Below are 23,217 nucleotides of genomic sequence, written 5' to 3' on the forward strand. Positions count from 1 at the left end.
TAGAAAAAGGAGTGAACAGAAAGTGCAATTGCTCAAAACGTCGCTGATTGCTACCCTTCAGATTATGGCTTTATTTGCTTTTGCGAAATTGATGAATGTGCTGGCGGCCTTTTTGCATTTAAGAATTCCGGGCACGATCTTAGGCATTCTTGTCATTTTCTTATTACTTCATTTTAACATCATTAAATTAAAATGGATTGAACTTGGCGCCGTATGGCTGCTCGGAGAACTGCTGCTCTTCTTTATCCCTTCAGCAGTAGGTGTGATTGATTACGGAACATTACTTTCTCAATCTGGCACAAGTATTGTCCTTGTGGTTTTACTTAGTACCTTTGTGGTCATGCTCTCGACTGGCATGATGACGCAGATGATTGCGAAAAGAAAGGAGCGAAAAAAGCTATGTTAGTTGGTGGACTATTTTTGATCTTAACCATTCTGATCTATCTCGGATCAAAAGCGGTTTATAAACGTCATCCGAAAGTCTATGTCTCCCCTTTACTTGTAACACCGGTTGTTCTTGTGGTCTTGCTGTTAATCGTGAACATTCCTTACGATGCTTACAATCAAGGCGGAAAATGGCTGACAAATATGCTTCAACCTGCGACTGTGGCATTTGCCATTCCTTTATATAAGTATTTTCATATTTTGAAGAAGCATGCAGTAGAAATTATTTTGAATGTGGCTTGCGGTTCTATCGTTGCGATTTTATCAACAGCGTTTATCGCTAAATTGTTTCATTTGGACACGAGTCTGATCGAGAGCCTCGTCCCAAGGTCCGTCACAACACCCGTTGCAATGAGTGTGTCTGAAATGATTGGCGGGATGCCGTCCGTTACGGCTGTATTCGTCATTTTAACAGCATTATTTGGTTCAATCATTGGGCCATTGGTTATCCGTTATTTCCGCATTGATAATGACATTGCAATGGGCGTTCTGCTTGGTACAGGAGCACACGGTGCAGGCACATCGAAGGCCTTTGAACTGAGCTCCGTCTCAGGCACGATCTCAAGTGTGTCCATGATCATTTCGGCCATTATTACATTATGTGCAGCGCCTATCCTGATGTCGTTTGCCTTATAGAAAAAGCCATTTCCCCTTATCGGAAAATGGCTTTTTCTTATGCTTGGATGAAGACAACCTTTAAATAGTTCCCCTCAGGATAATTTTTCGTTGTACGGAAGTCCTCAGGAAGTGTATATTCCTCAAGAATACGATACGTTTTCCCAGATTCTTTAAAGGCCTGTGCAATAAATCCTTTAAACTTTTTCATCCCAAATGCACTGCTATTGGTTGACGCCACAATGACGCCGTTCTCAGCTGTGATCTGGATGGCTTCTTTTAATAGTTTCTTATAATCCTTCGCCGCACTGAATGTGTGTTTCTTCGTTCGTGCAAAGGAAGGTGGGTCCAAGATCACAACATCATAGCTCCAGCCTTTTTTCGCCGCAAACGGGAAATATTTAAAGACATCCATGACTTTGATATCCTGCCCGTCTACATCAATGCCATTCACTTCAAACTGCTCGGATGTTTTTTTCAAACTGCGGTTTGCAACATCTACACTTGTCGTACGGCTTGCCCCGCCAAGCGCTGCTGCTACAGAGAAAGCGCCGGTATAAGAGAACGTATTAAGGACGGTCTTTCCTTTTGCATAGCGATCTCGAATTGCTTTTCGCACATGACGCTGATCAAGGAAAATACCTGTCATCGCACCATCATTTAGATAAACCGCCACGTTCATCCCATTTTCTTTGACGATAAGAGGAAATTCACCTTTCTCCCCTTTTACAAAATCGTCATCTTCGATATATTGTCCAGACGTATCAAATCGTTTCTTTTCATAAATGCCTTTATAGTCAGGGTACACCTGCTCAATCGCAGCCAATACATCTTCTTTTAATGTATAAACACCTTCGCTATACCATTGGATGAGATAGAATCCATCATAATAATCAATCGTGATTCCACCAATTCCATCACCTTCTCCATTGAACACACGGAAAGCCGTCGTCTGTGCATCACGAAATAGATGCGTTCTGCTTTTGGATGCCTGTTCAAGTTTAGAAACAAAAAAGGCCTGATCTATTTTTTCGTTAGCGTCAAAGGAAAGCACCCAACCGATGCCTTTATTTTGCACACCATAATATCCTTTCCCTAAAAAAGAGCCTCTTTCATCTACCCATTCAATGAGCTCGCCTTCCTGTACACCGTTCACACGCGACACAGCATCTTTTGAAATAAGCGGATATCCCTTTTTCACTTGTTCTGCAAATGTTTGTTTTAATGAGATTTTTTTCATTTGTGTCATCCTTATCCTAAATTGACTCTCTCTATCCTACCATATGAATGTATACGTTACTTCTATTATGATAAGATGAGGAGAAAAATATCAACTCGACATAGAGGAGGCTCTTTTTTGACAACATTACGCTTAGATCATACAGGGATTATGGTGACAAATATTGATCAGTCCATTGATTTTTATGAAAAAGTGGTGGGCATGAAATTAAAGGATCGCATCACTCATACAAACGGAGTCATTGAACTTGCCTTTCTTGGCTTTAAAGACGAAGCGGAAACGGAAATTGAACTCATTCAAGGGTATAGCAGTGACCTTCCATCTGAAGGAAAGGTCCACCATCTCGCCTTCACAACAGATAATATTCACGCTGAATTCAACCGTATTCAAAAGCTGCAAATTGAGCTAATAGATGAAGAAATCACAACATTGCCCAATGGCTATTGCTACTTCTTTTTCCGAGGGCCAGACCAAGAGTGGATTGAGTTCTTCCAGCGATAATATTTCCTAGGAAATGCATGCGAATCGGTATATTCATTCTCGTCACAAAAGAAAAAGAGTAAGAGCATACCTGCTCTTACTCTTTTTTTATAGCACCTTACTAAGAAATGATTTGGTACGCTCATGCTGAGGGTTTCCAAAGAGTGCTTCTGGTTTGTCTTCTTCGACGATATATCCGCCATCCATAAAGATCACGCGATCTCCCACTTCTCTTGCAAAGCCCATTTCATGTGTGACGACAATCATCGTCATTCCTTCGACTGCTAATTGTTTCATAACAGCTAAAACATCCCCAACGACCTCAGGGTCAAGAGCAGATGTCGGCTCATCGAATAAGAGCACTTTCGGGTCCATCGCCAAGGCTCTTGCAATGGCAACACGCTGTTTTTGTCCACCAGATAATTGGTTAGGGTAACTTTTGGCCTTGTCTTTCAAGCCGACCTTTTCAAGCAAGTCTAATGCTTTATCGACTGCGGCTTTCTTCTCCATCCCTTTTACTTTCACCGGTGCGATCGTGATATTTTCTAACACGGTTTTATGAGGAAATAAATTAAAGTGCTGAAACACCATGCCAACTTCTTGTCGTACTTTATTGATATTCACTTTTGGGTCTGTAATCGTATGTCCGTGGACAACAACTTCCCCAGCCGTAATATCCTCTAATTTATTGAGACATCTTAGAAATGTGCTTTTCCCTGATCCTGAAGGACCAATGACACATACAACCTCTTTTTCCTCGATGACTGCATTAATATCCTTTAAGACTTCGTTATCACCAAAGGATTTCTTCAAGTTTTTCACCGTAATCATACTCATTTCACATCAAATCTCCTTTCTGCGTAGCTAGCCAGTAGAGAAAGTAAATAAATGATCACGAAATAAATGACACCGACAATGAGCCAGACATTCAAAGGATCAAATGTAGCCGATGCTTGAACTTGTCCCCGCTGCATGATATCAGCAATACCGATAATCGATAAGAGAGAGGTGTCCTTCAAACTGATGATGGCTTGGTTCGTAATGGCTGGAAGCATACGGCGGAATGCCTGTGGAAGAACGATAAAACGCATGTTTTGTCCACCTGTGAATCCTAAAGAGCGTGCGGCTTCTGTTTGTCCTTTATCAATGGACTGAATCCCTGCACGAATAATTTCTGAGAAATAAGCCCCTGCATTAATCGCTACTGTAATAATCCCTGCTGGCACTCGATCAAGCGAAATGAATTCAAGTGTATTAAGCCCAAAATAAATGAAGAATAGCTGTACGATAAATGGCGTACCTCGAATGGCATTGACAAAAACGAGTGAAATAAAGTTCAAGATTTTAAATGGTGACAGGCGGAATAGCGCCACAATCAACCCGATGATAAAACCTAAAATGATAGCAACAACAAAGATATATAAAGTGGTTTGCAAACCATCCATTAAATACGGAAATGCATTAACAATCGTATCCATGTTTCTCCCTCCCTAATTCACATACGGTTGACACATAAAGAAAGCGCGCTCTGAGCGCGCCTCGCTTGTGTTATGACTTCAAATATTTCTCAATAATTTTGTCATATTCACCGTTTTTCTTTAGGTTTTCCAGCCCTTTATTGATTTTCTTCAATAAGTCCTGATTTTTCCCCTTCATGACTGAGATCCCGTATTGGTCGCCATTCAAGCGGTCTCCAACTGTTTTCAATTTCAAGTCTTGCTGTGCGATCGCATACGTAATGACAGGATAATCCTCAATTAAAGCATCTGCATTTCCATTAGATACTTCTTGGAACATAGATGGACTGTCATTGAATTGAACTACTTCATACCCATATTTGTCTGCGTTATCTGATGCAAATTTTGCACCTGTTGTCCCATTTTTAACAGCTAGCTTTTTCCCCTTTAAATCATCAATCGATTTGATGCTGCTGTCCTTTTTCACAACAACTGTCAGACCAGCGTCGAAGTATGGATCTGAAAAATCCACTTTCTTTTTACGCTCATCTGTAATACTCATACCACCCATTCCAACATCAAGCTGACCTGCTTGCATCGCTGGAATGATCCCTGAGAAATCCATTGCTTCAAGCTTCACTTTGAAGTCTTGGTCTTTTGCAATTGCGTTAATTAAATCAACGTCTATTCCCTCATATTTACCGCCCTTTTCAAATTCAAATGGCGGATATGTTGTATCTATCCCGATTTTATATGTGCCTTTGCCTTCTCCCGAACCGCTGTCCGATTTTGAACCACAGGCTGCCATGACGAGCACAACAATTAGTCCCATGATCAGTAACATCGATTTCTTCATAAAACACGACCCCCAATTGTCAGTTTTGTCTAAATATTCGCAACAACAATCTTACTATACCACGCTAAAGCTATACTGTGTGATATTTTTTATCAATACCAAAGATCCATACAATTCTAGATCGATAGTCTCTTTAAATTTTACTTTTTTGCGAATAACTCATTTTATTCTGAAAGAAGCATGTTTCACAATATTCATGTGATATAATCTCACAAAAAACCGCGAACACTCCTTTATAAATACCACTTCTTTCTCACCTATGAAAAAACCCTCTTTCACTGTCTCTCTTCCTCTATTGATATCCTGATATATTTTTTTGAACATCCTCTTTTTACCTAAAAAAATGTAAGCGTATACAATTAGATCACTACTCCCTATTTTTTTCACTACTGGTTGAATTTACATCAAAAAACATGTTTTACAAATTGAGATAGACCGCTTAAAATATAAGAAGATACTTAATATGGAAAGATGATTCAGACAAATAAGAATCAGCAGAAATGAATAGGTGAAGAAAGGAGGATACCAATTGGAAGAAACAGGTGTTTTGTCATCCGTTGATGTAGCAAATATGCTAAATGACTGGTATGTCTTGATGAAAAAAAGAGACATACAAGAAGCAATACAGCTAAAAGAAGAGATTCTTCAAGCATTTGATCGAATGGAAGAGAATCAAGATGTCTTACTCTACTATCAACTTTTAGAATACCGTTTCAAAGATTTAGTCGAAGATACAGCTTCGTTAGATCACAGTCTTTTTGTGGATGAAAATGCGATTCGTACAGATGATATGCTCAGCTACTATTTCTATTTCTTTAAAGGCATGTATGAAATGCGCAGAGGGAATCAAGATACAGCATTTCACCATTTGAAATTGGCCGAGGATAAATTAGATCTCGTACATGATGACATTGAAAAGGCAGAATTCCATTATAAAACAGGATGTCTATACTATAATATAAGATCCACACTTCTCTCCATCCACCACTTAAAAAAGGCTTCGTCTATTTACGACGCAGATCCATGTTATGTGAAAAAATCAATCAGCTGTCAAATGATGCTTGCTCTGAATTATGCGGATCAATCTAAATATGATGAGGCAGAAACTTTGTTTCAACAGGTGATTTACTCACTAGAACAGATGGAGGATCCGGATTTACTTGGCCACGCGTATTGCAATGCAGCTTTTATTAAAAGTCTAAGAAATGAATACAGTGAAGCTGTGCCGCTCCTAGAAAAAGCTTTATTGATTGAGTCATTCGAAACTTCTTCCCCAGGCGGCTATTTACTGGCCTTGTATGCCTACACGAAAGCGCTGTTTAAGCTGAAAAAGCCTGGTTTGTTCCACTATTATGTACAGCTTTCACTTCAAAAAGCAGAAAATTTAAAACAACGAAACATTTCACTTAAATTATCCATTTTAGAAACATTGATGCTCCAACCAAACAACATGATTGAGCAGATCATTTCTTATTGTGATCAATTAGAATCTATGAATTTCCTTGTTGATCTTGAGGCTATCTGTCAGGATGTAGCCGCCTACTTAACTGAAAATGGTCTTCCGAAAGAAGCGATTTATTTTCAGAACAAGGCGTTGTCATTCAAAACTTGTTAAGAAGATGGAGTGATGTATGATGAAAAAATGGCTGATCTCAAGTGCGATTTTTACGTTCTTGATTACAGGTGTTTTGATTGGCACTTCTACTCAAAAAGAGAGCCAGTCTGCACAATCGCAAGATGACGGTACGATTATTCAAAAGAGAGATCGAGGCACCAACCCTTAATAAGACTAAAAAGAGTAGCTGTCATTCAAAACAGCTACTCTTTTTTATTGGTTAATCAATTTCTCGTTTGATATTTTGCATTTTTTCATCTAAGTAGTGAGCGATATCTGCCGCTTCCTTTAGTTCATCGGTGAGCTGATGAGGAACATCGTTTTGCAGTTTATAATAGATTTTATGTTCGAGACTCGCCCAGAAATCCATCGCAATGGTCCGCACCTGAATTTCAACCTTCACATGCTCCACACGATTCGTTAAGTAAACAGGAATTTCAACAATTAAATGAAGACTTCGATAGCCATTTGGTTTCGGATGCTGAATATAATCCTTCACTTCAAGGATCTTTAAATCCTCTCTTTGCCTCAGAACATCAATAATGTTATAGATATCTTGAATAAACGAGCAGATGATGCGGACACCAGCGATATCATGTATGTACTCCTTGGCACATTGTGTGGTGATGTCACATCCTTTTCTCGCTAGTTTATTCACGATGCTTTCAAAGGATTTGATCCGTGATTTTGTATGCTCTATTGGGTTGTGTCCATGGATTAAATTATATTCCTGACTAATAATCGAAAACTTTGTATCCATTTCATCTAATGCAAATTTATATACTAATAATTCATTTTTCCAGTCTTCCATGACACTTTTCAAATCTTCTACATGAGTTGCTGACATATTCATTTCTTTTTGTCATCTCCTTTTGGCAAACAGCTGTTACACTGCTTTCCGTTTACTAGACGGAGAGAGAACGCAAATGGTTTTAAAAAAGTACATCTTACCCCCGTTGTTTGTAATAAGTCAGCGCGAGTGCCAGTGCAAGCACAGATCCTTTCACGATATCCATTGCATAATACGGGACAGACATCATCACAAGTCCATTTTGCAAAATACCGATGAGCACCGCACCAATAAACGTACCGAATGCGTTTGGTTTACCTGCTCCCATGACTGAAAACCCAATAAAAGCAGCAGCTACCCCATCCATTAAATATGGCGTTCCTGCGTTAATTTCTGCTGTCATCACCCTTGATGCCAGCACGATACCACCGATCGCCGCAAATAAGGCAGACAACAGATATGCTGCGATTTTGTATTTGTTCACATGAATACCAGATAATCGAGCGGCTTCTTTATTTCCACCAATGATATACATCAATCGCCCATGCTTTGTGTAAGTCATAAAAACATGTGCAAAAAGCACAATGGCCGCCATAATCAAAATGATATAGGGTACCTGCCCAATCTTGCTGAAAAAGGCAGGGATGGTGCCAGTTGAAAAAGTGCCATCAGGCAGCACCATATTTTCAGAAATGGTCGCACCTTTCGTATAGGTTTGTGCCAGCCCTTGAATGATAAACATCATGGCTAGTGTCATGAGCATATCTGGAATCTTCATTTTGACAATCATCCAAGCATTCAGCAAACCGACAATAAGAGAAGCCGCCAGCGCAGAAAGGATCGCAATGAGTGGGTTTTGCGAGAACCATACAAACATGGAGATCACAATTGCATTTGATAACGTAGCAACTGAGCCTACAGATAAATCAAAGCCATTCACTGCTAGTGAGATCGTCAGCCCTACTGCAATGATGGTTACAATCGAGATCGATCGTAAAATATTGATGATATTTCCTGACTGTAAAAATGCCGGATTGGCTGCCGCAAAGACAACAATCAATACGACAATCGTTAAGATGGTGCCATATTGATAAAAGAAATCAAACAGATGAAAGGATGGCCGCTGTTTCTTGATTTGTTGAACTGGGGCTGAAACTTGTCGTTCACTCATGATTGTCCTCCTGTTGAATGATATAAAAGCTCTTCTTCAGTCATTGGTGCCGTCATTTCCCGGGCAATGCTGCCATCATATAAGACGTATACTCGGTCGGCCATTCCTGCAATTTCTGAAAGCTCACTTGAAGCATAAATAACCGCTTTTCCTCTTTCAGCTAGTTCTGCAATGAGAGAGAAAATGTCCTTTTTTGCTCCAACGTCTACACCTTTGGTTGGTTCATCAAAGAGATAGACATCCGCCTCAGCCAACAGCCATTTTCCAATCGCAATCTTTTGCTGATTTCCACCAGATAGATGCTTCACCTTCGCTTCAAGAGAAGGTGTCTTGACGCCAAGCCGCTTGACGATTCCATCTGCTGCCTTCCGTTCCTTAGAACGATGTAAGAAGCTGAACGGCCGTGTAAACGAACGTAGACTTGCAGCTGTTACGTTCCATCCAACAGTTTCTTCTGTTAGAATCCCTTCTTTTCTCCGTTCCTCAGGCACAAGGGCAATACCCGCTCTCACGGCGTGATGAGGCGACTTGATATGAATGGTTTGACCATGCAGCTGCACAGTGCCTGACTTTTTTTCTGAGGCGCCGAATAGGGCTTTGCACAATTCTGTTTTACCAGCACCGACTAGTCCTGCAATCCCGAGAATTTCTCCTTTTTTCACATGAAGATGAATGTTGTTTAATTTATGCTGGTCATGCAACTCTTTCACGTCAAGCACAATCGGTGCATCCTCAAGCGGTGAACGGAATGGGAATTGATCCTCTAATGGCGCGCCAAGCATTTCTTCAATGACCTGCTTTGGATCGGTTTCTTTAATGAGGTGCGCCGCCACATCGGTTCCATTCTTCATCACAGTCAGTTCATCACAGATGTTGAAAATTTCTGGCATGCGATGCGAGATAAAAATGATGCCTGTGCCGTTCTTTTTCAATTGAAGAATCATTGAGAATAGCTTGCTTGTTTCTGCATGACTAAGTGGAGCGGTTGGTTCATCTAAAATTAAAATGCTGCATTTGATCGACACAGCCTTGGCAATGAGCACCATTTGTTTTTCTGCCAGTGTCAAATCACTCACAAGACGCTTCGTCGAGATGTCAATGTCCATCTCTTTTAACAGCTGTCCTGCCTTGCGGTGAATCTCTTTCCAGCGGACGAATGGTTTTTTCTCAATTTCATGGATCATCATATTTTCGCCAACACTTAAATAAGGCACTAGAGCTGTATCCACTTCTTGATGGACGGTCTGCACACCGTATGAGGCCGCATCCTTCGGAGTATGAATGGTCGCCGACTCGCCATTGATGTGGATGGTTCCTTCAAAATGTGAATGAGCACCAGAGAGAACTTTCATTAACGTTGACTTCCCAGCACCGTTAGCCCCAATCAGGGCATGGACTGTGCCTCTTTTTAATGTGAAATTTGCTTGATCTAACGCTTTGACTCCTGGGAATTCAATCGAAATGTTTTTCATATGAACAAGCGGCGTTGTCATAGGTGTCCTCCTTCTCTCCTGATCGTCAATTGAAAAACGAAACACCCTCTATGAAAAGAGAGTGCACGTTGTTTATTTTGCATAATGCTTCTTCAAGGTCTTCATCCAGTCTTCTTCAAAAGCAGTCGATGAACCGAATCCTTTTACTTCATCTGCAAGATTGACCATATTGATGGCCTTTCCTGCATCCTGAAGCTGCTTTTGTGAAATGAGAGAGGCCTCAAGGTCATAGGAAGATGGCGTTTTCTCGCCAGCTAGTTTCTTCGCAAGAATCCTTACGTCGATTGCACCAATGAGCTTCGGATCGACAGCGGCAGTGTACTTCCAAGGACTGTCTTTCGCAGTCATTTCTTGGAGATCGGCATTAGATACATCAATACCGTATATCTTCACTTCGGTTCTCCCTGCTTCTTTTAAAGCTCTTGCGGCACCAATCGCAAATGCATCCCACGTGGCAAAAATCGCATCCAGTTTACCCTTTGGATATTTATTCAGCATAGCCGCAACCGCATTTTGTGTTTGAACTGATGTATCAGAGGCCGCAACGCCAAATCGGTCAAGTTCCTTGATTCCTGTATGCTGTTTGAGCGTTTCTTGGTACACCTTGTTTCGTCTCACCATTGGAGGGAATCCGTCTACCCAAAGATACGCAATATTTGCTTTCCCTTTAAAATCAGCCACTAGCGCGTCTAATGATTTTTTCGCTAATTGTTCATCATCTTGAGACGTCACTGTGACTCCTTTGATATCCTTCAGCTTCGGATTTGAATCAAACGCCACAACTGGAATGCCTTTCGCCGTGATCTTCTTCACATCAGCGACTGTCGCCTCATCATCCCCATGAGAGATGATAAAGCCATCATAGTTTTCTTCTAGTGCTTGAGAAATGGCATCATGAAACTTCGCCGTATCACCATTTGCCGTGTAGACATCTACTGTAAAGCCTAGCGCTTCCCCTTCTGCCTTCGTTCCTGCTAAAAACTGAGCGGTATGATCGTCCCCGCCAATTTTACGGATGACTTTAATTTTTGCTCCCTGTCCTTTTGCAAATCGCTTCGGGACATTGTCAAAGGAGACCTTTTCGTTTGCATTGGCTTTTGAGCCTGCGCTTGATCCCGTACCGCAGCCAGATAATAGCACGGTCAGGACCGTCAATAATACAAGAGATGATGTCCAATATTTACGTTTCATTGCTGTTCCTCCTCAAGTTGTTTTATTTTTCACATCGGAAAACTAGGTAAAAAAGTGGAAATATGCCTGTGAACCCAGTCTTTTGATTCTAAAAAAAGAGATCAAAAAAGCCTCTCTTGATAAAGAGAGGCTTGATCACCGTTGCATGAAACATGTATCGGGAAGTCTTCCTCTCTTATCTGTCAAAGCTGTAACAGCTTTGCAGGAATTAGCACCAATTTCTTAGATAGAAACGGTTGCTGGGCGTCATAGGGCCAGTCCCTCTGCCTCTCTTGATAAGAGATCCGTTATGAAATTTGTTTTAGTTGAAATGTCTTCTTTACTTTAATGTGATGTCTCATCAATGTCAATGACTTTTTTGAAAATTTCTAAAATGATCATTTGCACCGAATGCCTTGTTTAACTGCCGATGATTTTCTTAGCAGGTGATGATGCCTTAAGACGGAAATCATATTTTTTCTCATTCACAAATTGGGGATTGAGGTGTGCTGATCCTTTATCTTGACCGCTTTTCGAGCGATACGTTTTGTAGCCTTCCATCCATTTCTCGCGCCATACCCACTGAGAGGCTTTTGCACCTTTGCGGTCATCGTAGACATTCTTTTGGAATGTATTCTTCTTGTTCACTTCGTAGAGATTCACGACTAAATAATGCGAAGCACTGGCTGTCATGATATTATTCGTGATTCGATTGTTCACCGATTGATATTGCATCAGCAATTGACCGCCTTCTAAGCCGGCTGTGTCATTTTTGTACAAAATGTTATGGGAGATGGTTGTGTTTGTGGTTCCGCCGCGCTTCTTGTCATATCCGCCAATTGAGATGCCTGTATAACGGTTTAAATATACTTGATTGTGCTCAATGCGAATGCGTTCGGCCGTCTTCCCTTTATGTTCACTTGTGACCTCAATCCCAAGGTCATTATGATGGCTGATGTTATGATCGATCACGATGTCTTTCCCGCCATCCACATAAATTCCTCCTGCGGAGATGTCCTTACCGTACGCTGGATTCCCAACACTCGTAATCTCATAAACTTTGTTTCTAGATACGACACCATTTCTCACTTGATCATACTTTTTAGAAGGTGCGACATTCTCAAAACCAATTAAATCAATCCCGATATTGTCCGTATGCCGGACTGTATTATGTGTCACGCGGAATTTTTTAACGTTTCCGTTTAGCACAAGGGCTTCACTAAAACCCAGCTTTAACTTTTCCACAGTGTTTCCTTTGATTTCGATGTCTTCAATGGCTGCTGGTGCTTTCGTTCCATAGACCGCAATCCCATGAGCATTCCCATTTTGATGTGTCGTCTGAATGTCGTACACACGGTTGTTAAGCAGTTTGACGCCTTTTCCGCTGCCTGTGATGAATATACCGATGGGTGTCACATCTTCTTGATTCGTTTTAATATGACCGACTGTCAAACCTTTCAGGGTGACATAGCTTTTTTGATCAATCTTCACAAGACCACCGTCTGCTTGATTTCCTTTAAGAGATGCTCCGCTAATGACAGGCTTCTCTTTTCCATACGCTTGAAAAACAACTGGTGCTTTCTTTGTTCCAGAATGGCGGACAATCAATTTCTCTTTGTATGTACCGCCTCTCATATAAACTGTTGTCCCAGCTTTCGCGATACTTGCCGCTTTTTTCAGCGTACGGAAAGGCTTTTGCTTCGTCCCTGGATGTTTGTCGTTCCCATTTGTTGCGACGTAATAGGCAGTACCTTGCTTCGCACCAGCCTCCTCCGTCATCGCTTGACAGCCAAAACTAATGGCGGTCATCAATAAAATCAAAAAGGCACCTGATATCATTCGTTTCATCTCGTTGTTTGCTCCCTTCCACTCTCTTCTACCTTTATCGGTTTAAAAAAAGAGGATTAAAATATGGCAATGCCCCTTGCAATGTACTAGTCAAAAGGTGTATGGTTGAAAGAATATCTTACAGGAAAATAAATCGCTTTTAAATTGTCAGATTAATCAGTTAATAACGAAATTGGATTTTATTTCTAAGGGGAAACTTCAGTAAAACCACGACAGAGAGGAGGAAAGCGCTTTAACAGATTTTTCTTGTCTGAATTCCAGAAAACCTATTGCTAATATTTTTTGAAGGTATAGAATAGAATCATAATTATTTCATATTATTAGAATTTTCAAATAATCAAACAGCAAGGAGATTTACGATGCCAAAACAACCCATCCGCGTTGAACTTAGTTCAACAAAAAAACCAAAACCTCAATCTGATCAACTTGAATTCGGAAAAATCTTCACAGACCACATGTTTGTGATGGATTATTCAATTGATAAAGGCTGGTATGATCCGAGAATTATTCCTTATCAGGCGATTCCAATGGACCCAGCTTCTATGGTTTATCATTATGGCCAATCTGTTTTTGAAGGCTTGAAGGCGTATGTGTCTGAGGATCAAAAGATTCTCTTATTCCGTCCTGAAAAAAATATGGAACGCTTAAACAGATCAAATGACCGCCTATGTATCCCGCAAATTGATACAGAAACGGTTTTAGAAGGCTTAAATGAACTCATTCGCATTGATAAGGATTGGGTACCTGATGCAGAGGGCACTTCTTTGTATATTCGACCATTCATTATTTCTACTGAGCCCTATTTAGGTGTTGCACCGTCAAGCACCTACAAGCTGATCATCATTTTATCTCCAGTAGGTTCTTATTATAAAGAAGGCATCCATCCGGTCAAAATTGCGGTGGAAAACGAATTTGTCCGCGCTGTTAAAGGCGGAACAGGAAATGCCAAAACAGCTGGAAACTATGCATCAAGTCTGAAAGCACAGCAAGTTGCTGAAACGAAAGGATTTTCACAAGTCCTGTGGCTTGATGGCATCGAGAAAAAGTACATTGAAGAAGTCGGCAGTATGAATATCTTCTTTAAAATCAACGGAGAAATCGTGACGCCTGAACTGAACGGCAGCATTTTAGAAGGGATCACACGGAATTCTGTGCTTGAGCTGTTAAAGCATTGGGAAATCCCTGTAACAGAACGTAAAATTTCAATTGATGAGTTAATTGAAGCACATCAATCAGGTGAACTTGAAGAAATCTTCGGAACAGGAACGGCAGCCGTCATTTCTCCTGTCGGTGAATTAATTTATCACGATCAGCCATACGTCATTCAAAATGGTCAAACAGGTGAAGTATCGAAGAAATTGTACGAAGCGATTACCGGAATCCAAAAAGGAACTCAGCCAGACATCTTCGGCTGGACAGTAGAAGTCGATTCGGTTGTCAAGCAGGCATAAGCAAGCGAAAGAACCTTTCATTTGATGAAGGGTTCTTTTTTTGTTTCTTTATCTCCTCCACTACCTCATAATGGAAAATATGGATCTATTCCACACTTAAGGAGTGATGGTATGTTTTTTACTTATTTACTTGCGTTCTTTGGGATTTGCATCGGATCGATCATCATCGCTACAGGTTTCGACGATTCACCGTTCTTCACCCGTTTTCTATTTAAGTTTCTCGGAATTTCTATCTTTGTTCTTTCCATTACTTTTGTAAAGGTGAGGCGAAAGAGGTTACGCAATAAAAAGGCGAAAAAGACTTAGGTGTCCGTCAGCCTCTCATCAAATCGTGCACCAAAACAAGACCGATATCCCCACAATGGCCCCTGCATATATCCACTGTTTCCCTTTGATACTCCGCTTTCTCTCGATCAGTAAAAAGATCTCTGGTAAAAAGACGATGATGATTTCTAGGATAAAAACAAGATGATAAACTGGCGGCATCGGCTGGAAATCAAAGTCTCTTTCATCTCCACCGATGGTTGCGAAATACATTAACAGATTGGTTACTGGAATGGTAAAACAAACGAGCAAGCGGAGAACATACATCCACACATCCTGTCTATGCCGAATCAGACCAATAAATGAAGCGATGATTCCATACAAAAACAAAACCACTGTGCCGTAACTAAGTAGAGGTTGAACGATAAAGCCGTAAAGCATTAAACCAATTGCCACCATATTCTAACCGTCCTTTCTTTGAAGCAGTACATGTTGTTTTTTCTATCATACACTGCTTTCTCCGGTTTCCATATGAAAAAATCATAAAAAACGACCCCATAAAGGGGCCATTTTATTTTACGCATTTACTGATTTGAAGAACTGCGGTAAATATTCACGGTGCGCTTCAAGCATTTCATCTAAGATTTGCTTTGCAATTTCGTCAGAAGGAACGAGTGGATTGATGGTCATGGCGACAAGAGCCGTCTCGTAATCTCCTGTCACAGCTGCTTCAGCTGCCACACGCTCGAAGGACTTGATTTGTTGAACGAGTCCTCTCACAGCCACAGGCAGATCACCTGTCGCGATTGGTTTTGGTCCGTCCTTTGTAATGATACAGTTCACTTCAACCGCTGATTCGGCCGGAATGCTGGCAATCGCTCCTCTGTTCACTGTGTTTACCGGTTGAATGTCATGTTTATCATTGTAGATGGAACTGATCAAATTACATGCTGCATCGCTGTAATAAGCCCCGCCTCTTTTTTCGAGTTGCGGCGGTTTAATCGATAAATCTGGGTCTTTATATAACTCAAACAATTCATGCTCGACTTGCTGCACAACCTCTGCTCTTGTTCCTTTTTCTTGAGCCGCTTTTTGTTCTTCCTCCAGCATATCTTTCGTTTTATAGTAATAACGATGATACGGACATGGAATGACCCCTAAGCCTTTGACGAAAGAAGGCTCCCAGTTTTTCGCTTCAATATTCCTCATGGACCACTGGCTATTTGGATTTCCTAATTCATCGAGCACTTGATCCATAATGCTGACCCCGTCTAAATACACATCTAAGCCATAGACCATGTGATTGAGGCCTGCAAATTGTACTTCAATGCGTTCGACATCGACATCCAGCGCTTTTGCAATGCCCATTTTGATTCCAATCGGCACATTGCATAGACCGACCACTTTTTTCAGATTCGTGTAGCGTAACACCGCCTCTGTGACCATGCCTGCTGGATTTGTAAAGTTCACCAGCCAAGCATCTGGACAAAGCTCTTCCATATCCTTCACGATGTCTAATATGACTGGAATGGTGCGTAGACCTTTAAATAAACCGCCTGGACCATTCGTTTCCTGTCCAATGACGCCATATTTAAGCGGGATTCTTTCATCCTTGGCTCTGGCTTCGAGCAGTCCTACACGGAATTGTGTCGTGACAAAGTCCGCATCTTTCAAAGCTGCCCGGCGGTCAAGGGTGAGGTGCACTTCAATCGGCAAACCTGCTTTTTCAACCATACGTTTTGCAAGGGCACCCACGATGTTCAACTTTTCCTGACCTGCTTCAATATCCACAAGCCATAATTCCTTTACAGGCAATTCTTGATATCGTTTGATAAACCCTTCGACGAGCTCAGGCGTATAGCTTGATCCACCGCCTATTGTGACAATTTTGATTCCGTCTTTCATGAATTGACACCTCCGAATTGCTTCATTTTTTCATGGAGCTCAATGATTTCAGCTGCAAGCTCCTTGACGGTCATTGCGTTCATCAGATGATCCTGTGCATGAATCATCAAGAGACTGACGTCGGTTTTCTCTCCTCTGATTTCTCCTTGGATCAGCTCTGTCTGTGCGTGATGCGCCTCATTTAACGCGTCTTGTGCTTCCTGCAATTTTTGCTTCGCCTCATCAAAATTGCCTTGCTTTGCACATGTAATGGCCTCCATGGCCGAGCTTCTGCCATTACCACCGTGCAAGATGAGTTGAAACACAATTTGTTCCATTTCCATCGGCCGCATCCCCCTTGTTCCCTCTATTACATGCTGACGACATTTTCATCTGTTGATGCTTTTGCTTCAAGCTCATTTTCTTCTTTCAATTTCTGCTTATCCCACATTCTAAAGAATGGATAGTATAGCGCAAATGACAAGGCAAGGTTAATCAGCTGCATGACCGCGCCAGAGATTTTCCCGCCTGTTGCGAGATAGCCTGAAATGATTGGCGGCATTGTCCACGGGACAGCGATCCCTGCCGGTTTTGCTACAAGTCCTGTGCTCATTCCGATATATGTGGTGATGATCATCATAATTGGCGTAAGGATAAACGGAATGAGAAGCATTGGGTTCATCACAATCGGCATTCCAAAAATGATCGGTTCGTTGATGTTAAAGATGGCTGGCCCAATCGCAAGACGGCCAAGCTGTTTCATTTGTTTACTTCTCGCACGCAAGATCATGGTCAGTACCAAAGCAAGCGTCGCGCCGCTTCCGCCGACATTGATAAAGATTTCAAAGAACTGCGCTGTGAAAATATTCGGCAGCACTTCTCCTGCTTGGAAGGCAAGACGGTTTTCATCCATCGCACCGAGCCAAATCGGACCCATGACTCCGCCGACAATGGTGGCTCCGTGAATACCACATGCCCAGAGGAGCATTTGCACACCGATGGCAACGATACTTCCGCCTAAGCTTCCACCAAGAATGGATAGTGGTGTGCCGATTAAGACCGTGATGATATTATGAATACTCTCAAAAGGTGTCATCTCAATCAGAAGCCTAGCGACCCAGATCAGCGTGATGACCACAAAACCTGGAATAAGTGCGATAAACGATTTACTAACTGCTGGCGGTACACCATCAGGCATTTTGATGACGATATTCCGCTGTACAATAAAGCGGTAAATTTCGGTGGAAAGCATGGCAATAATCATGGCAACGAATAGCCCTTTACTGCCCATCAGTGTGACGGGAATACCGCCATTCACTAGGATAGCTTCTGTTGATCCTTCAGGTGTGAACGGGACTTGATAAGGTGTGGCTAGAAGGAAAGCTGCGACAGCAATTGCACCAGATGACAGTGCATCGACTGCATACTTTTCAGCTAACCTGTACGCGATCCCAAAGGTCGCAACAAGTGCCATAATGTCAAAGGTGGCATTCACAGGATAGGATAGTTTCGTGGCCCATTCGGCTCCGAAGACACTTGCCATAAAATCGCTATATCCTGGAATCGGAAGGTTGGCTAAAATGAGAAACAGTGAACCGACGATAATGAGAGGCATGGTTAAAACAATTCCGTCACGCAATGCTTGTAAATGTCTTTGAGCGGCAATCTTCCCTGCAAACGGCATAACCTTCTCTTCTAGAAATCGGTTGAATCCATTCATCCCTTCCGCCCCCTTTATCCGTTCACTAACTGTTCAGCAGATTTTAAAACCTCAGCACCATTACATACGCCATAATGCACGGTATTAATCACGTCTACTGGAATTCCTTTGTCTTCTCCGAGTTTTTTCATTTGCGGTAATAAATAACGAACTTGAGGTCCTAATAAAAGCACATCGGCTTGATCAATATGATTTTTTGCAGCATCTCCAGATACTGCCCAAATACGATAGTCTTTTCCTTGTTCTTGTGCACTTTTCTCCATTTTTGTGACAAGTAAGCTTGTTGACATACCTGCTGCACAAACTAATAAAATGTTCATTGTAAACGCCCCCTTTTTGAAGTATGAAGCTTTTCTTTACACATTCATCATATTATGAAACCGCTTTCATAAACACCCATACTTTTTCCTTTAGGAAGCGGAAAAAGTTAATATCACACCATTAGTTCTTGTACGAAGGCGCTTTTTTATACATGACATCCAGCATGTCTTCAAAGGTGTCACAGGTGATGAGGTGCTGAATAAATTTCACATGATGGACAAGCTCTCCAAGCAGACGGTACATGCCTTTTAAGTCTTTGGCGTTCTCTTTTTCGACACAAAGCAAGCACACAAATTGAACTTTTTTCTCTCCCCAAATGATCGGTTTTTCTAATGTACAGATCGCCCAAAACGTCTCTTCTGTCAGCGGGGTCATCGGATGCGGAATCGCTGTATAATGTCCAAATGAAGTCGGTGCAGACTCTTCTCTTTCCATCACAGATTGTGTAAGTTCTGCTGGCGCTAAGCCCATGTCAATGACCTTTTGCGTGAGAAAGTGTATGACCTCTTCCTTTGTTTGAAAGGCGCGTTTTGTAAAGACCAATTCCTTTTTCATATATTGCGTGGCTAATGTCACTCTTGTTTCACTTGTCAAAGCTTCTTCTATTTTTAAAAAATCACTGCCTCCTAAAATCGTGTTCACTTGAATGACCGGAATCGGTAAATCCATATGAATGGGAATGGTTGTAATAATTAAATCCAATGCATGTAAAGAGACATGCGGAAGCGAATAAAGCTCTGCTGTGCCTAAAATGGTCAGCTTTGACCCAAATTGTGACCGCAATCGATCTTGAAGTAGCCTTGCACTCCCTGCACCAGACGCACAGACAATCAGGCATCGCTTCGGTGGTATCTCCATTTTCCTGCGCTCTAAGGCCGCACCAAAATGAAGTGCCATATAGCCGATCTCATTTTCATGAATGGACAAACCTGTCTCTTCTTCAATGACCCTGCTCGCCACAATCCCTGCTTCAAAGGCAATTGGATAGCCCGCTTTGATCTCATCAAGCATTGGATTTCTTAAATTCATTCCATACTTACACCGATTGATCGCTGGCTTTAAGTGCAAACTGAGGCCAATCAGCAATTCCGCATCTCCCGCTAAATCCAGCTGCAATTTTTGATCAATGGCTTTCAGCATCAGCTGAACAAGACGGCTCGTGTCATCATCCACAATTTGTTTTTGACCGCCCGTTGAAAAAGACTGTACCATTTTGGCTGTTCCTAGCAAATGAATGGTGATATAAACGATTTCCTCTTGTGGGAATGAGACATCCAGCAACCCTTCAAGACGCTCAACCATTTTTTTGGCTACCTTGTATTCTTTTGCCCTTGGGATTTCGTTGATTTCTTCAGGCAGCACAGATACATAGTTTCCGTGTCTAATCCGTTTACAGGCAATAGCAATATGAACAATTAAATTATTCATGCAAATGTCTGATAGATTCATTTTTTCCTCGTTGATATAATCAATCATGGTTCTCTGAATCAATTCCAGCTCCTGTTTTGGCAAAATCGTAACCGCCGTGTTCAGCATTGTTTGATAGGAACGCCGTTCATTGAATAAATATTCTGACATGCAATAACGGATTTTCATCTCAGATCCTTTGATCCGGCAGCCTTTATTCGGCTTTGCTTCCAGCTTCAGATCAAAGGGTTCGAGCTTACGTTTGACCCATTTCATGTCATTACTCATCGTCGATTTACTAATAAACAGCTGCTCCTGTAAGTCTTCCAGCTTCACATATGATTCCGCTAGAAGCAGCTTTTTCAAAATAAATCGAACTCGTTCTTCTGGAAGAACAGCAAGCGGTTCTTCCTGTTCGACTTCTTCCTTCATAAAACGGCGAAAGGCAATCTCATCGTTGATCAACAGCTCATAGCCAGCGCCCCTAACAGCTGATACAGCTGCTTGATAAGGGGCTAGACGCTCATTCAGTTCCTTGATGTCTGTTCTGATGGTGCGGCTTGTCACTTGTAAACTGACAGAAAGCGCAGCGCTCGTGAGAGGAGTCTCAGCTGCCATCAGCTGACTTAAAATGTGCGCCAGTCTTTTACTCAGCATTAGGTCGGCCTCCTTCATTTAGGGTGGAGAATCTGCCTTGTTTGGACAGGTTGTATACGCTTACAGTTCTCTTCATTACTCATATTCTACTGAAAAGAAATAAAAATTGCCAACTCATTTATATGACAAACGCCCCTATTTATACATCCAACCATATCTAATGACCTATGAATCTTCTTCTAAGATGCTGTTGTGGAAATCATGAAAAAAAGGCGTTACACCTCCGTGTATCCGCCTTTTTCTTATGAGGAAATCAGTTGTGTAAAGACAACCAATCTTTTTTCATGTGTACCGGCTGCATGATCAAAAGTTCCCGTACATGTGATGAAATTGAGATTCCGTGTAAAGGCGTACCCGAAAAAAGCATTTGGTTTCTCTTCGCGCGGATAGCTTTTCACCTTGAGAACCTCAAAGGTTCGCTTTTCCCCTGACGAGGATGTCACAATGACTTTGTCTCCCTTTTTTAGCTCCTTTAGTCGATAAAAAACAGCTGGACCCCATTTATTATCAACATGACCATTTATGACAGCATTCCCTTTATCACCAGGCTTCGGACCATCTTCAAACCAAGCTGTGTGATCTGTATTTTGCGGAACACCCATACTGCCATCCTTTGATAAAGTCGTTTTCTCCACTTTTGCTTGGACATCAATCGCTGGAATGGAGATGTCAGCGGGAACAATACCCGATGGCTCATCTTTTAACATGTCGTGTGAATGAGATTGATTTTTGGCTTGTTTTGCTGTCATTGGCTCAGGAGATGATGCAGTTTCAGAGGATGACTTTTCATCTATTGATTGGGATGCGCAGCCCGTGATGATGAAAAGCGTCAGAATACCAAACAGCCATCTTTTCACGCAAGTCGACCTCCTTTTGAAGAAAGGAACGGCACGATTGTGCACGTTCCCTCTTGTCTTGATATTGTTTAATTTGATGGTTTACGGCGAATGAGGAAGAACGCCCCCACTGCACCTCCGGCTAAGATGAGGCTTGCCATCATCCCAGCAAATGCTTCATATGACATACCTAATGGACCGGCTGTGCCTCCCATACCTGTTTTCGGCATCTCATTTGGCATGTTGGATTTGAACATGTCAGGATGCTGATCGACAATAGCTGATGCGACATCTTGACCAACCATGAACATATGGCCGTATGCTTCTCTGACAGTCGGGTACAGCTGATCATATTCGCCATTGTGATAAGACGTGTACGTTTTGATGAGCTCATCAATATGGGTTTTCAACCCGGCTTCTAAGTCAGCCGCCTTCAAGCGGCCATCTGTCGCTTGATCTAAAAATTTTGCTTGTTTCATACGGTAAGCATCTAAATCTTTAACAGCCTTCTCTTTTGCTTGCTCGTCTCCTGATGCATCCGCTTTAACATAATCAACTAAATATCCGATATGACTTGACCAGATCGTTTTAAATTGTTTTCCTGCATCTTTTCCATAAACAGAAGCGATCGCATCTGATAGATCATTCGTGTTTTCATTTAACGCTGCTGCCGCTTGGTCAAAGTCCTTGCTGCCATCATTCCCTTTTTGCATAGCCACTACCGCGAGTGCCAAATGCTCTGAGAACAAGTAGTTTAAATCCTCACGAAGATCTGCGGCTGGAGTATCCACTGATTTTTGATCAAATTTCCCAGGAAATTGATCTGTAATCGCCCATGATACGCCTTTACCTACTTCAAACATATGATGAATGGATTTTCTGACCGTTTCATAGGTTGTATCAAAATCCTTTTCTGTGTAACTGTCAAAAGCTTTTAGCAGTTCATTGACGTGCATTTTTAAACCTTCTTCAAGTTCACTTGCTTTCAATCTTCCATCCGTTGCTTTATCAAGCATATCAGCTTGTTTCATGCGGTATTGATCAAGCTCTTTGACCGCTTTCTTTTTACCTGCTTCATCTTTTTTCGCTGTTGCTTGTACATAATCAACAAAGTAACCGATATGGCTTGACCAAATCTCTTTGAATTGTTTCCCTGCTTTTTTTCCATACACAGAGGCGATCGCATCTGATAGATCATTCGTGTTTTCATTTAACGCTGCTGCTGCTTGATCAAAATCTTTACTGCCATCAATTCCTTTTTGCATCGTGATCACTGCTAAATAAGCATGCTCTGAGAACAGCTGATCAAGCGCTGCGCGAAGATCCGTTGCTTTATTTGACACCTCTTGTGATGATGACGACTTTTTTGCATCCCCATGCATATGTCCTTCGTGTGCACTTGCCATTTGAGCAGTTGGTAATAATAATGCTGCACTAAGCGGGATCGTTAAAAATGCTTTTTTCATTTTCATCTGTTTTGCCTCCTCTTTCCGTTTGT

General features: G+C 41.7%; 23 protein-coding genes and 1 riboswitch. Of the genes, 6 read left to right on the top strand and 17 right to left on the bottom strand.

The genetic code is table 11. The annotated features are described in order from the left end of the window. Window positions 1-22: 22 nt before the first annotated feature. A complete protein-coding gene (locus ABG082_RS17855) occupies window positions 23-406 on the top strand; it encodes a CidA/LrgA family holin-like protein (RefSeq protein WP_008345527.1) in 384 nt (127 codons plus the stop codon). After that, window positions 400-1,080, top strand: a complete 681-nt coding sequence (locus tag ABG082_RS17860; protein WP_007497850.1) for a CidB/LrgB family autolysis modulator — start codon at window positions 400-402, stop codon at window positions 1,078-1,080. Before ABG082_RS17855 ends, ABG082_RS17860 begins: the two co-directional genes overlap by 7 nt. A 37-nt stretch (window positions 1,081-1,117) precedes the next feature. Here the strand turns inward: ABG082_RS17860 and ABG082_RS17865 are convergent, their stop codons facing one another. Further along, a complete protein-coding gene (locus ABG082_RS17865) occupies window positions 1,118-2,299 on the bottom strand; it encodes a class I SAM-dependent rRNA methyltransferase (protein WP_019743483.1) in 1,182 nt (393 codons plus the stop codon). A 117-nt stretch (window positions 2,300-2,416) separates the two neighbouring features. Here ABG082_RS17865 and ABG082_RS17870 point away from each other — a divergent pair, with 117 nt between their 5' ends. Beyond that, window positions 2,417-2,800 (top strand): VOC family protein, encoded by a 384-nt coding sequence (locus ABG082_RS17870; RefSeq protein WP_008345541.1) that lies wholly within the window; start codon window positions 2,417-2,419, stop codon window positions 2,798-2,800. A gap of 87 nt (window positions 2,801-2,887) precedes the next feature. Here the strand turns inward: ABG082_RS17870 and ABG082_RS17875 are convergent, their stop codons facing one another. The 3 genes from ABG082_RS17875 to ABG082_RS17885 all read right to left on the bottom strand — a co-directional run bounded on the left by ABG082_RS17875 (window position 2,888) and on the right by ABG082_RS17885 (window position 5,092). Further along, window positions 2,888-3,616 carry an amino acid ABC transporter ATP-binding protein gene (locus ABG082_RS17875; protein WP_025208197.1) on the bottom strand — a complete coding sequence of 243 codons (729 nt, stop codon included), beginning with the start codon at window positions 3,614-3,616 and terminating at the stop codon, window positions 2,888-2,890. Further along, entirely contained in the window at window positions 3,613-4,257 is a 645-nt protein-coding gene (locus ABG082_RS17880) for an amino acid ABC transporter permease (RefSeq protein WP_007497860.1), read from the bottom strand. Before ABG082_RS17880 ends, ABG082_RS17875 begins: the two co-directional genes overlap by 4 nt. Window positions 4,258-4,327: 70 nt before the next feature. After that, entirely contained in the window at window positions 4,328-5,092 is a 765-nt protein-coding gene (locus ABG082_RS17885; RefSeq protein ID WP_045033805.1) for a transporter substrate-binding domain-containing protein, read from the bottom strand. A 529-nt stretch (window positions 5,093-5,621) separates the two neighbouring features. On the opposite strand from ABG082_RS17885, the gene ABG082_RS17890 reads away from it, so the two are divergent. Then, window positions 5,622-6,707 (top strand): Rap family tetratricopeptide repeat protein, encoded by a 1,086-nt coding sequence (locus ABG082_RS17890; RefSeq protein ID WP_254000875.1) that lies wholly within the window; start codon window positions 5,622-5,624, stop codon window positions 6,705-6,707. 19 nt (window positions 6,708-6,726) lie between these two features. Further along, window positions 6,727-6,876, top strand: a complete 150-nt coding sequence (locus tag ABG082_RS17895; RefSeq protein WP_017358698.1) for a hypothetical protein — start codon at window positions 6,727-6,729, stop codon at window positions 6,874-6,876. Between the two features lie 51 nt (window positions 6,877-6,927). Here the strand turns inward: ABG082_RS17895 and ABG082_RS17900 are convergent, their stop codons facing one another. From ABG082_RS17900 to ABG082_RS17920, 5 genes are all read right to left on the bottom strand, one after another. Further along, the gene (locus ABG082_RS17900) at window positions 6,928-7,560 is read right to left on the bottom strand and encodes a GTP pyrophosphokinase family protein (RefSeq protein ID WP_007497867.1); all 633 of its coding nucleotides are present in this window, start codon (window positions 7,558-7,560) and stop codon (window positions 6,928-6,930) included. Between the two features lie 94 nt (window positions 7,561-7,654). Further along, on the bottom strand, window positions 7,655-8,668 hold the full coding sequence (locus tag ABG082_RS17905; protein ID WP_017368303.1) for an ABC transporter permease: 1,014 nt from the start codon (window positions 8,666-8,668) through the stop codon (window positions 7,655-7,657). Next, entirely contained in the window at window positions 8,665-10,161 is a 1,497-nt protein-coding gene (locus ABG082_RS17910) for a sugar ABC transporter ATP-binding protein (protein WP_348936338.1), read from the bottom strand. The genes ABG082_RS17905 and ABG082_RS17910 overlap by 4 nt, the downstream gene beginning before the upstream one ends. 72 nt (window positions 10,162-10,233) lie before the next feature. Next, window positions 10,234-11,352: a sugar ABC transporter substrate-binding protein gene (locus ABG082_RS17915; RefSeq protein WP_007497873.1), complete on the bottom strand. Its 1,119-nt coding sequence runs from the start codon at window positions 11,350-11,352 to the stop codon at window positions 10,234-10,236. A gap of 172 nt (window positions 11,353-11,524) precedes the next feature. Further along, window positions 11,525-11,634, bottom strand: a riboswitch (SAM riboswitch). Window positions 11,635-11,751: 117 nt separating this feature from the next. After that, on the bottom strand, window positions 11,752-13,179 hold the full coding sequence (locus tag ABG082_RS17920) for a right-handed parallel beta-helix repeat-containing protein (protein WP_348936339.1): 1,428 nt from the start codon (window positions 13,177-13,179) through the stop codon (window positions 11,752-11,754). A 359-nt stretch (window positions 13,180-13,538) separates the two neighbouring features. Between ABG082_RS17920 and ABG082_RS17925 the strand changes: the two genes are divergently transcribed. Further along, a complete protein-coding gene (locus tag ABG082_RS17925; protein ID WP_008345553.1) occupies window positions 13,539-14,630 on the top strand; it encodes a branched-chain amino acid aminotransferase in 1,092 nt (363 codons plus the stop codon). 324 nt (window positions 14,631-14,954) lie between these two features. On the opposite strand, the gene ABG082_RS17930 is transcribed toward ABG082_RS17925, so the two are convergent. The 8 genes from ABG082_RS17930 to ABG082_RS17965 form a co-directional block, all read right to left on the bottom strand. After that, window positions 14,955-15,353 (bottom strand): hypothetical protein, encoded by a 399-nt coding sequence (locus tag ABG082_RS17930; RefSeq protein ID WP_025208200.1) that lies wholly within the window; start codon window positions 15,351-15,353, stop codon window positions 14,955-14,957. Window positions 15,354-15,470: 117 nt separating this feature from the next. Next, window positions 15,471-16,799, bottom strand: coding sequence for a 6-phospho-beta-glucosidase (locus ABG082_RS17935; protein WP_007497885.1), 1,329 nt, complete (start codon window positions 16,797-16,799; stop codon window positions 15,471-15,473). Further along, the gene (locus tag ABG082_RS17940) at window positions 16,796-17,122 is read right to left on the bottom strand and encodes a PTS lactose/cellobiose transporter subunit IIA (RefSeq protein ID WP_008345561.1); all 327 of its coding nucleotides are present in this window, start codon (window positions 17,120-17,122) and stop codon (window positions 16,796-16,798) included. Before ABG082_RS17940 ends, ABG082_RS17935 begins: the two co-directional genes overlap by 4 nt. A 26-nt stretch (window positions 17,123-17,148) precedes the next feature. After that, entirely contained in the window at window positions 17,149-18,498 is a 1,350-nt protein-coding gene (celB, locus tag ABG082_RS17945) for a PTS cellobiose transporter subunit IIC (protein WP_007497888.1), read from the bottom strand. 14 nt (window positions 18,499-18,512) lie between these two features. Beyond that, window positions 18,513-18,818, bottom strand: coding sequence for a PTS sugar transporter subunit IIB (locus tag ABG082_RS17950; protein ID WP_007497889.1), 306 nt, complete (start codon window positions 18,816-18,818; stop codon window positions 18,513-18,515). 121 nt (window positions 18,819-18,939) lie between these two features. After that, window positions 18,940-20,883, bottom strand: a complete 1,944-nt coding sequence (locus ABG082_RS17955; RefSeq protein WP_348936340.1) for a BglG family transcription antiterminator — start codon at window positions 20,881-20,883, stop codon at window positions 18,940-18,942. 242 nt (window positions 20,884-21,125) lie between these two features. Next, window positions 21,126-21,740, bottom strand: coding sequence for a class F sortase (locus ABG082_RS17960; protein ID WP_348936341.1), 615 nt, complete (start codon window positions 21,738-21,740; stop codon window positions 21,126-21,128). 68 nt (window positions 21,741-21,808) lie between these two features. Beyond that, window positions 21,809-23,191: a hypothetical protein gene (locus ABG082_RS17965; protein ID WP_060781549.1), complete on the bottom strand. Its 1,383-nt coding sequence runs from the start codon at window positions 23,189-23,191 to the stop codon at window positions 21,809-21,811. Window positions 23,192-23,217: the final 26 nt, after the last annotated feature.

Source organism: Bacillus sp. BS1807G30, assembly GCF_040047675.1.
Lineage (GTDB): Bacteria > Bacillota > Bacilli > Bacillales > Bacillaceae > Bacillus > Bacillus altitudinis.

Bases quoted from the DNA above. Each gene is read 5' to 3' on its own strand.
- ABG082_RS17875 (WP_025208197.1), bottom strand. From the start codon at position 3,616: ATGAGTATGATTACGGTGAAAAACTTGAAGAAATCCTTTGGTGATAAC.
- ABG082_RS17920 (WP_348936339.1), bottom strand. From the start codon at position 13,179: ATGAAACGAATGATATCAGGTGCCTTTTTGATTTTATTGATGACCGCC.
- ABG082_RS17865 (WP_019743483.1), bottom strand. From the start codon at position 2,299: ATGAAAAAAATCTCATTAAAACAAACATTTGCAGAACAAGTGAAAAAG.
- ABG082_RS17910 (WP_348936338.1), bottom strand. From the start codon at position 10,161: ATGACAACGCCGCTTGTTCATATGAAAAACATTTCGATTGAATTCCCA.
- ABG082_RS17925 (WP_008345553.1), top strand. From the start codon at position 13,539: ATGCCAAAACAACCCATCCGCGTTGAACTTAGTTCAACAAAAAAACCA.
- ABG082_RS17935 (WP_007497885.1), bottom strand. From the start codon at position 16,799: ATGAAAGACGGAATCAAAATTGTCACAATAGGCGGTGGATCAAGCTAT.
- ABG082_RS17860 (WP_007497850.1), top strand. From the start codon at position 400: ATGTTAGTTGGTGGACTATTTTTGATCTTAACCATTCTGATCTATCTC.
- ABG082_RS17965 (WP_060781549.1), bottom strand. From the start codon at position 23,191: ATGAAAATGAAAAAAGCATTTTTAACGATCCCGCTTAGTGCAGCATTA.
- ABG082_RS17895 (WP_017358698.1), top strand. From the start codon at position 6,727: ATGAAAAAATGGCTGATCTCAAGTGCGATTTTTACGTTCTTGATTACA.
- ABG082_RS17955 (WP_348936340.1), bottom strand. From the start codon at position 20,883: ATGCTGAGTAAAAGACTGGCGCACATTTTAAGTCAGCTGATGGCAGCT.
- ABG082_RS17915 (WP_007497873.1), bottom strand. From the start codon at position 11,352: ATGAAACGTAAATATTGGACATCATCTCTTGTATTATTGACGGTCCTG.
- ABG082_RS17930 (WP_025208200.1), bottom strand. From the start codon at position 15,353: ATGGTGGCAATTGGTTTAATGCTTTACGGCTTTATCGTTCAACCTCTA.
- ABG082_RS17900 (WP_007497867.1), bottom strand. From the start codon at position 7,560: ATGAATATGTCAGCAACTCATGTAGAAGATTTGAAAAGTGTCATGGAA.
- ABG082_RS17950 (WP_007497889.1), bottom strand. From the start codon at position 18,818: ATGAACATTTTATTAGTTTGTGCAGCAGGTATGTCAACAAGCTTACTT.
- ABG082_RS17885 (WP_045033805.1), bottom strand. From the start codon at position 5,092: ATGAAGAAATCGATGTTACTGATCATGGGACTAATTGTTGTGCTCGTC.
- ABG082_RS17905 (WP_017368303.1), bottom strand. From the start codon at position 8,668: ATGAGTGAACGACAAGTTTCAGCCCCAGTTCAACAAATCAAGAAACAG.
- ABG082_RS17940 (WP_008345561.1), bottom strand. From the start codon at position 17,122: ATGGAAATGGAACAAATTGTGTTTCAACTCATCTTGCACGGTGGTAAT.
- celB (WP_007497888.1), bottom strand. From the start codon at position 18,498: ATGAATGGATTCAACCGATTTCTAGAAGAGAAGGTTATGCCGTTTGCA.
- ABG082_RS17880 (WP_007497860.1), bottom strand. From the start codon at position 4,257: ATGGATACGATTGTTAATGCATTTCCGTATTTAATGGATGGTTTGCAA.